1 protein-coding gene is annotated in these 340 nt (G+C 40.9%); it reads left to right on the plus strand.

Annotation, left to right across the window (positions count from 1 at the left end; genetic code table 11):
* Nucleotides 1–340 (plus strand): transposase (locus PZE06_RS27155; RefSeq protein WP_275792262.1); only part of this gene is annotated, 340 nt, incomplete at both ends.

Here is a 340-nt window from a genome sequence, read left to right on the forward strand (position 1 = left end):
TTGAACCCCAATTGATTCCAAAGCGTAAAAGAGACGTATCCTCTATCGAGGATAAGGTCATTGCGATGTACGCCAGAGGAATGTCTCAACGAGACATCTCTTCTACGATAGAGGAGATCTATGGTTTTTCTGTGTCTCATGAAATGGTATCCGATATTACAGATGCAGTACTTCCTGAATTAGAGGAGTGGCAAAACCGTCCTTTGAGTAACGGTTATCCTTTTGTTTTCGTCGATTGCCTATACACCACCATTCGAAATGACTATGAGACTAAAAAATACGCAGTTTATACGATACTAGGCTATACCATAGAGGGAAAGAAAGAGCTTCTTGGTTTGTG

Origin of the sequence: Robertmurraya sp. DFI.2.37 (assembly GCF_029211245.1) — a bacterium.
GTDB classification, from domain to species: Bacteria; Bacillota; Bacilli; order Bacillales; family Cytobacillaceae; genus Robertmurraya; species Robertmurraya methanolica_A.